This window comes from Pedobacter sp. 05L430 (assembly GCF_056397585.1).
The window spans coordinates 1-848 of the sequence record NZ_JBFTNT010000578.1 but is presented as its reverse complement, the minus strand read 5'-3'; the positions used below and the strand labels follow the sequence as shown (position 1 = coordinate 848).

The window sequence follows — 848 nt, the reverse complement described above, 5'->3', positions numbered from 1 at the left end:
ATCAAAAATTAATTTTCTTTAGATAATTTATATTGCTTGTAAGCATAATAAACTATAAATGACTGTACTACTACTTGTGCAAAAGATAATGCTATACGAATGCTTTTCTTAGTTTTCTCACTCATTTTCTTCAACTCCTTTTGTTGCTTTATTCYAATTRCTTTATTGACGTTGAKCCTCKGAACCCTTAACAAWYCCAAAACTTGTCGAATGGTYGGYTTAATARCTYACGCTATGCCGACATTCGTCTCCAAGTTTAGTTAAGGGTTCTTCTCAACATCAATAAATTTTCTCGGCATAAATGCGTGTCTTATTATTTATTTTTATTCACTTTAAATAAAAAACGTCCCAAGTATGCTACATAATAATACTTAAGACGTTTTAATTTTTATTTAGTTTTTATCTCCTTTAACTTTATCAATCAAGTCATTAGCTTTATCTTTAACATCATCTACTACTTCTTTGGCTTTACCAGAAGCTTTATCTCCTTTACCTTCTGCTTTTAAATCCTTATTATCAGTAGCATCTCCAATAGTCTCTTTGATATTTCCTTTTGCTTGTTCGAATTTTTCTTCGCTCATTTTCTATTCCTCCTAAATAATCAATGTCTACAATACAATTCTATTATTCAAATACCCTTTTTAAAAGTGAAATCATATCCTTTTTTATCCCATGCATTAAACCTTGTATTATCCCATGTATACAAAATGATTTATGTATTACTCCTTTTCATTTARWATATCAAAAACTATCCTACAGATAGACTACTCAAAAAATGAGTAGTCTTTTTATTTTGCATTTTAAGCCYTTTCTAGGACATTTAATCATTCCACGTATAAAAATGACTA

1 protein-coding gene is annotated in these 848 nt (G+C 28.7%); it reads right to left on the bottom strand.

Annotated elements, in window-relative coordinates:
- Positions 1–392: 392 nt before the first annotated feature.
- Complete coding sequence (locus AC1DG9_RS27420; protein ID WP_002440614.1) at positions 393–581, bottom strand: CsbD family protein; 189 nt, start codon at positions 579–581, stop codon at positions 393–395.
- Positions 582–848 lie beyond the last annotated feature (267 nt).

Coding starts and splice junctions, on each gene's coding strand:
- AC1DG9_RS27420 (WP_002440614.1), bottom strand. CDS start 581: ATGAGCGAAGAAAAATTCGAACAAGCAAAAGGAAATATCAAAGAGACT.